Raw genomic sequence first — 7,172 nt, forward strand, 5'->3', positions numbered from 1 at the left:
CCCCGGAGGCGCCCCAGCCGGAGCCGGCCGCCGTGCCGCAGCCCGAGCAGGTCGTGCCCGCCGCCGAGCCGTCGCCGGAGCCCGTCGCCGACGAGCCCGTCGCCGCGGAGCCCGTACAGGCCCCGGCGGCGCCCGCCGCGGAGCCCGAGCCCCTCGTGGCCGAGGCCGCGCCGGAGCCCGCGGCAGCGATGGTGAAGGCCCCTGAGGCGCCCGAGCCCGCCGAAGCCGCCGAAGCGGCCGCCCCCGAGGCCCCCGTCGCCGTGGAGCCCGTACCGGAGGCCGCCCCGGCGGCCGAGGCCGAGGCCGTGGCAGCGGATCCCGGAGCGGCGGCCGAAGCCGCCCCGGAGCCGCCCGCCGCGCCGGAGCCCGAGCCGGTCGCCGTACCGGCCGCCGAGCCGGTGGCCGAGGCCGCCGCCGAGGCCGCGCCCGAGCAGTTCGTCCCCCTCGCACCCGCGGTCGAGTCCCACCCGGGCGAGGCCGCCCCCGCGTACGCGGACGCCGAGCGCGAGGCCGTGCTGCGCGTCATGCGCGAGCGCCGCGACATCCGCAACGGCTTCCGCACCGACCCGATCCCGCACGAGGTGCTCCTGCGCGTCCTGGAGGCCGCGCACCACGCGCCGAGCGTGGGCCACTCCCAGCCCTGGGACTTCGTCGTCATCCGTTCGGCCGAGACCCGCCGGACCATGCACGAGCTCGCCCAGCGCCAGCGCGAGGCCTACGCGAAGTCGCTCCCCAAGGGCCGGGCCAAGCAGTTCAAGGAACTCAAGATCGAGGCCATCCTCGACACCCCGGTGAACATCGTCGTCACCGCCGACCCCACCCGCGGCGGCCGCCACACCCTCGGCCGCCACACCCAGCCGCAGATGGCCCCGTACTCCTCGGCCCTCGCCGTCGAGAACCTCTGGCTCGCCGCGCGCGCCGAAGGCCTCGGCGTCGGCTGGGTCAGCTTCTTCGACGAGCGCGAGATGGTCCGCGAACTCGGACTGCCGGAGCACCTGGAAGTCGTCGCCTACCTGTGCGTCGGCTACGTGGACGAGTTCCCGGAGGAGCCCGAGCTGGCGCAGGCCGGCTGGTCGCAGCGCCGGCCGCTCGCCTGGGTGGTGCACGAGGAGACGTACGGGCGGCGCGCGCTGCCCGGCGAGGCGCCGCACGACCTGCTCTCGGAGACCGTCGCCGGCATCCGCCCGCTCGACGCGAAGGCGCTGGGCGAGGCGTGGGAACGCCAGAAGCGCATGACCAAGCCCGCCGGCGCCCTGGGCATGCTCGAAATCATCTCCGCACAGCTGTCCGGCCTCTCCCGGGTCTGCCCGCCGCCGATCCCGGAGCCGGCCGCGGTCGCGATCTTCGCGGGCGACCACGGGGTGCACGCCCAGGGCGTCACCCCCTGGCCCCAGGAGGTCACCACGCAGATGGTGGCGAACTTCCTGGGCGGCGGCGCGGTCTGCAACGCCTTCGCCAACCAGGTGGGCGCCGAGGTCTGCGTGATCGACGTCGGCGTGGCCGGGGACCTCCCCGCCACCCCCGGCCTGCTCCCGCGCAAGGTCCGTCCGGGCACCGCCGATCTCTCCACGGGCCCGGCGATGACCCGCGAGGAGGCCGTCGCGGCCATCGAGGTGGGCATCGAGACGGCCCGCGACCTCGTCGCGGCGGGCAACAAGGCCCTGCTGACCGGCGAGATGGGCATCGCCAACACGACCGTGTCGGCGGCCCTGATCTCGGTCTTCACCGGGGTCGACCCGGCGGAGGTCACCGGCCGGGGCACCGGCATCAACGACGAGACCCACGCCCGCAAGGTCGAGGTCGTACGCCGCGCACTGGAGCTCCACCAGCCGGACCCGGCGGACCCGATCGGCGTCCTCGCGGCCATCGGCGGCCTGGAGCACGCGGCCATCGTCGGCCTGCTCCTCGGCGGCGCCTCGCTGCGCACCCCCGTGATCCTGGACGGCGTCAGCGCGGGAGCCGCGGCCCTGGTGGCCCGGGCCATCGCCCCGGAGTCCCTCTCGGCGTGCATCGCGGGCCACCGCAGCGCCGAGCCGGGCCACGTGGCGGCCCTGAACAAGCTGGGCCTGCGTCCGCTGGTCGACCTGGACCTGCGCCTCGGCGAGGGCACGGGCGCCCTGCTGGCCCTCCCGCTGGTCCAGAGCGCGGCCCGCGCGATGCACGAGGTCGCCACCTTCGACTCGGCCGGAGTCACCGAGAAGTAGCCGGGGCCCGCTGCGCGGGGCGAGTGGCGAAAGGCCCCGCGCAGCGGCGGACGTGCCGGGTCGTATCGTGGACCCGGACAGCAAAACCGCACGTCACACCCAAAGCCGCTCCAGCGCAGCAGCGGCCTGCACATACCGCCGCACCGGGAGCCGCACCGCAATGGCCGAACACTCCGCCTACCCCGTAGGACTCCGTCTCGCCGGCCGCCGCGTCGTCGTCATCGGCGGCGGCCAGGTCGCCCAGCGCAGGCTCCCCGCGCTCGTCGCGGCCGGCGCCGACGTCCTGCTCGTCTCGCCCTCGGCCACGCCCTCCGTGGACGCCATGGCGGAGACCGGCGAGATCCGCTGGGAGCGCCGCCGCTACCAGGACGGCGACCTGGAGGGTGCCTGGTACGCGCTGATCGCGACCCGCGACCGGACCGCCAACGACGCCGCCTCCGCCGAGGCCGAGCGCCGCCGCGTCTGGTGCGTGCGCGCCGACGACGCCGAGGCGGCCACCGCCTGGACCCCGGCCACCGGCCGCGTCGAGGGCGTCACCGTCGCCGTCCTGAGCGGCAACGACCCCCGCCGCTCCGCCGCCGTCCGCGACGCGGTCGTCGAGGGGCTGCGCGACGGCTCCCTCACCAGGAACCGCCCCCGCACGCCCGGCGTCGCCCTCGTCGGCGGCGGCCCCGGCGACCCCGACCTGATCACCGTCCGCGGGCGCCGCCTCCTCGCCGAGGCCGACGTGGTCATCGCCGACCGGCTCGGCCCGCGCGACCTCCTCGACGAACTCCCGCCGCACGTCGAGGTCATCGACGCCGCGAAGATCCCGTACGGCCGCTACATGGCCCAGGAGGCCATCAACAACGCCCTGATCGAGCACGCCAAGGCCGGCAAGGCCGTGGTCCGGCTCAAGGGCGGCGACCCGTACGTCTTCGGCCGCGGCATGGAGGAACTCCAGGCCCTCGCCGAGGCCGGCATCCCCTGCACCGTCGTCCCCGGCATCTCCAGCTCCATCTCGGTGCCCGGCGCCGTCGGCATCCCGGTCACCCACCGCGGGGTGGCGCACGAGTTCACGGTGGTCAGCGGCCACGTCGGCCCCGACGACCCGCGCTCCCTGGTGGACTGGGCCTCCCTCGCCAAGCTCACCGGCACCCTGGTGATCCTCATGGGCGTGGACAAGATCGGCCTGATCGCCGAGGCCCTGGTGCGCCACGGCCGCCCCGCCGGCACCCCCGTCGCGGTCGTCCAGGAGGGCACCACGGCCACCCAGCGGCGCGTGGACGCCACCCTCGCCACCGTCGGCGAGACCGTACGGGCGGCGGAGATCCGCCCGCCCGCGGTCATCGTGATCGGCGAGGTCGTCACCGTCGCGGCCCCCGCCGCGCCCGCCGCCTGAAACCCCCGCGGCCCGCACGGCCGTTGGCACCTCACCCCGGACAAGGCAGTATCACCCTGTGGCTGATCTCATCACCGTCGAAGACCCCGACGACCCGCGTCTGCGCGACTACACGGGCCTGACCGACGTCGAACTCCGGCGCCGGCGCGAGCCCGCGGAAGGCCTGTTCATCGCCGAGGGCGAGAAGGTCATCAGACGTGCCAAGGACGCCGGGTACGAGATGCGCTCGATGCTGCTCTCCGCCAAGTGGGTCGACGTCATGCGCGACGTCATCGACGAGCTCCCGGCGCCGGTCTACGCCGTCACCCCCGAGCTCGCCGAACGCGTCACCGGCTACCACGTGCACCGCGGAGCCCTCGCCTCGATGCAGCGCAAGCCGCTGCCGGCGGCGGACGAGCTGCTCGCGGCCGAGGCGGCGGAGGCGGGCCACCGCATCGCCGTCTTCGAGGGCTTCGTCGACCACGCCAACCTGGGCGCCGCCTTCCGCAGCGCCGCGGCCCTCGGCATCAGCGCGATACTGCTCTCCCCGGACTGCGCGGACCCCCTCTACCGGCGCGCCATCAAGGTCTCGATGGGCTCGGTGTTCTCCGTCCCGTACGCGCGCCTGGAGCAGTGGCCCGCCGACCTGGAGAAGGTCCGCGAGGCGGGCTACCGGATCCTGGCGATGACGCCGAGCGAGAAGGCCACGCCCCTGGACCAGGTGCCGCCGGAGCGCTTCGAACGCTCGGCGATCATGCTCGGCTCCGAGGGGCACGGCCTGTCCACGTACGCGCTGCGCGCGGCCGACGAGTGGGTACGGATCCCGATGGCGGAGGGGATCGACTCCCTGAACGTGGCCGCGGCCTCGGCGGTGGCCTTCTACGCGACCCGCCCACCCCGGGCCCAGGCCGCCCCGGAGCTCTAGAACTTCTGGGCGGCGGCGATGCCCAGCGCCACGATCAGCGTCACGACGACGAACACGATCAGGCGCTGCCGCATCAGCCGCGGGTCCGGCCGCGAGGGGCGCCGGCCCGCTCCCGTCGTCCGGGGGGCCTGGCGTCCGCCCGTGCGACCGGCCGTCGGACGCGACGACGGGCCGCCCGGGTTCCGCGAGGACGGGGGCCGCGGGGACGAGGGCCGGGAGTTCGAGGGCCGCGCGTGCCCACCGCTGTTCGGGCCGCCGCCCTGCCCCTGGCCGTGCCCGTGACCCTGCTCGGGTCCCTGGGGCGCGGGGATGCCGCCCGTACGCCGCTCCGTGCGCTGGTCCGCGTACGCGTCGGGCAGCCGGCCCGTCGGCCGCTCGGCGCCCCGCGCGCGCTGCGCCGGCGGGCGCCCGTCGGAGAGCCCCTGCGCCTCGCGGGCCGCGATCTCCTTCAGCCGCATCGACAGCTGGAGGGTGGTGGGCCGGTCCTCCGGATCCTTGGCCAGACAGGCCTGTACGAGGGGCGCCAGCGCGTCCGGGACCCCGATCAGATGCGGCTCCTCGTGCACCACGCGGTACAGCATGACCTCGGAACTGCCGTGTCCGAAGGGCGAGTCGGCGGTCGACGCGTAGGCGAGGGTGGCCCCCAGCGCGAACACGTCGGTCGCCGGGGTGACGGCGGCCCCGCGCACCTGTTCGGGGGCGAGGAAGCCGGGGGAGCCCACGGCCGTGCCCACGTGCGTGAGCGTGCTCGCGCCGGTGGCCCAGGCGATCCCGAAGTCGATGATCCGGGGGCCCTTGGGGGACAGGAGAATGTTCGAGGGCTTGAGGTCGCGGTGGACGACCCCCGCCTCGTGCACGGCCACCAGTCCCTCGGAGAGCGCGGCCCCGATGGCGGCGATCTGCGCGGCCGTGAGCGGACCCTCCTCGGCCACCTTGTCGTGCAGGGACGGGCCGGGCACGTACTGCGTGGCGAACCACGGGCGCTCCGCCTCCAGGTCCGCGGCCACCAGACGCGCCGTGCACCCGCCGCGGATGCGCCGGGCGGCGGACACCTCGCGCGCGAAGCGCGAGCGGAACTCCTGGTCCTCGGCCAGGTCGGGCCGGATCACCTTGAGCGCGACCCGCTGGCCGCGCCGGTCCGACCCCAGGTAGACCACGCCCATGCCGCCGGCACCGAGCCGTCGGTGCAGCCTGAACGAGCCGACGACACGCGGGTCCTCGCGCCGGAGCCGCATCATCGCCATGTCCACCCCGCTGACCGGTCGTCCTGTTGACGTGCCACAGCTTACGGACCATCCGCCACGAGCGCTCAGAGGCCGCGCCCTCGCCGGAAGATTCGATTGTCAGTGCGGGGCAACCCACTTGAGGGTCCCTCACCCACACGGACCCCTGCCCGTACGGCACTTGTCGGTACGGCCAAACGGCCCTCGCGCCAAGGGGATTGGGCATCCGGCGGGGGTCGTGCGCGGGGCGTGCGGCCGCCCGCGGCGCGGGCGCCGGCCGGGCGGCGCGGGGTGATCTTGTGTCTACCCCGTCGGCGGACACGCATGCGCGGGGAGTGACGGAAGTGAGAGAACTCACTACCCTCCGGTCATCCCCTCCGGGATGACCCTCACAACGGGGGAGCGGTCTCCACCCAGGGGAGTACACGCGTCGCGGTCCGTCATCCTCTTGGAGGCCTGTCAAAGGGTACGAAGGCAGGACGCCGGGTATCCGCGCCGCACCTAGTGTTGAGGACAAGCGGCGGGTGGAGCACTCGTCCCCCGAGGTCACAAGCCCGCCGCTGCAACCGACAGGGAGAGGACCATGGCGGACACCGCGCGGCACGGACGCAAGGCATTCGCGTTCAACGGCCACGAGTCCGGCACGCGCCACCCACTGGTGGCCGCGGCCATGGTGCTCCCCCTGGCCGCCCTCCTGCTCTTCCTCTTCGGAGGATTCGACCAGGTGGCGGCACAGGCGTCGTCCGTGGGCGTGATGCTGGGGCGCTGAGCGGCGCCCCAGGTCCGGGAGAGCGGCCCGGACCGGGACATCGGCCTGTCGCACCCCGTGGGGACGGGGGCGCGACGGACGGCAGGTGAAGGGTGCTGCCCGTACGACTGGGGAGTCGGACGGGCAGCACCCTTTCTCATGTCCTCCCACGCGGCCGTCCGCCGCTCCACGCGGCCCCGGGGTTCCGTAATCTGCTTCCGGGAAGCCAGCGACGGGAGCCGTGGAGCCGCGATGAACCAGCAGCCACTGCCCGCCGCCCTCGCGGCGTACGCCGGCGCGGGGGAGCGGGGCGCCCCGTACGAGCTGCTCGCCGAACGGGAGGACGGGACCGTCGTGCGCTGCGGCGAGATCGTCGCCAAGGCGCACGCCGGGGACAGCGACCGCGCGGACCTGGCCGTGCGGATGCGGATCGCCGCCGACGAGGCGCTGGCCGGGGTGCTGCTGGCCCCGCTCCGTCCCGAGGTCGGCGACCTCGGGGGCCGGCCGGTCTCCCTGTGGCCGTACGGGGCCCCGGTCGACCCGGAGCGGCCCGAGGACGCGCCCTGGGAGGCGGCCGGGCGGCTGCTGGCGGCCCTGCACCAGGTCCCCCTGCACCGGCTGCCCGGCCCGGTCCCCCCGATGCGCGGCCCGGCCAAACTCGCCCGCGCCCTGCGCCGGCTGTACCGGGCCACGGCTCCCGGCGCGGTGCGGA

5 protein-coding genes and 1 pseudogene are annotated in these 7,172 nt (G+C 75.3%); 5 read left to right on the forward strand and 1 reads right to left on the reverse strand.

Annotated features, from left to right (window positions below):
- The 3 genes from cobT to ACS04_RS25895 all read left to right on the forward strand — a co-directional run.
- Window positions 1-2,204 (forward strand): nicotinate-nucleotide--dimethylbenzimidazole phosphoribosyltransferase (gene cobT, locus ACS04_RS25885; protein ID WP_048479186.1); only part of this gene is annotated, 2,204 nt, incomplete at its 5' end.
- A 160-nt stretch (window positions 2,205-2,364) separates the two neighbouring features.
- Window positions 2,365-3,585, forward strand: a complete 1,221-nt coding sequence (gene cobA, locus ACS04_RS25890) for a uroporphyrinogen-III C-methyltransferase (RefSeq protein WP_048479187.1) — start codon at window positions 2,365-2,367, stop codon at window positions 3,583-3,585.
- Window positions 3,586-3,643: 58 nt separating this feature from the next.
- A complete protein-coding gene (locus ACS04_RS25895) occupies window positions 3,644-4,489 on the forward strand; it encodes a TrmH family RNA methyltransferase (RefSeq protein WP_048479188.1) in 846 nt (281 codons plus the stop codon).
- Here the strand turns inward: ACS04_RS25895 and ACS04_RS25900 are convergent.
- Window positions 4,486-5,733, reverse strand: a complete 1,248-nt coding sequence (locus tag ACS04_RS25900) for a serine/threonine-protein kinase (protein WP_078865340.1) — start codon at window positions 5,731-5,733, stop codon at window positions 4,486-4,488. The two genes, ACS04_RS25895 and ACS04_RS25900, sit on opposite strands and share 4 nt — an antisense overlap.
- A gap of 562 nt (window positions 5,734-6,295) precedes the next feature.
- Between ACS04_RS25900 and ACS04_RS25905 the strand changes: the two genes are divergently transcribed.
- Together ACS04_RS25905 and ACS04_RS25910 are read left to right on the forward strand one after the other, a co-directional pair.
- The gene (locus ACS04_RS25905) at window positions 6,296-6,481 is read left to right on the forward strand and encodes a hypothetical protein (RefSeq protein ID WP_048479189.1); all 186 of its coding nucleotides are present in this window, start codon (window positions 6,296-6,298) and stop codon (window positions 6,479-6,481) included.
- 231 nt (window positions 6,482-6,712) lie between these two features.
- A pseudogene (locus tag ACS04_RS25910) lies at window positions 6,713-7,172 on the forward strand (aminoglycoside phosphotransferase family protein); the annotation flags it as partial.

Origin of the sequence: Streptomyces roseus (assembly GCF_001044425.1) — a bacterium.
GTDB lineage: Bacteria > Actinomycetota > Actinomycetes > Streptomycetales > Streptomycetaceae > Streptomyces > Streptomyces roseus.

Excerpts from the sequence above, each read along its gene's own strand:
- cobA (WP_048479187.1), top strand. The coding sequence starts at position 2,365 with ATGGCCGAACACTCCGCCTACCCCGTAGGACTCCGTCTCGCCGGCCGC.
- ACS04_RS25900 (WP_078865340.1), bottom strand. The coding sequence starts at position 5,733 with ATGGCGATGATGCGGCTCCGGCGCGAGGACCCGCGTGTCGTCGGCTCG.
- ACS04_RS25905 (WP_048479189.1), top strand. The coding sequence starts at position 6,296 with ATGGCGGACACCGCGCGGCACGGACGCAAGGCATTCGCGTTCAACGGC.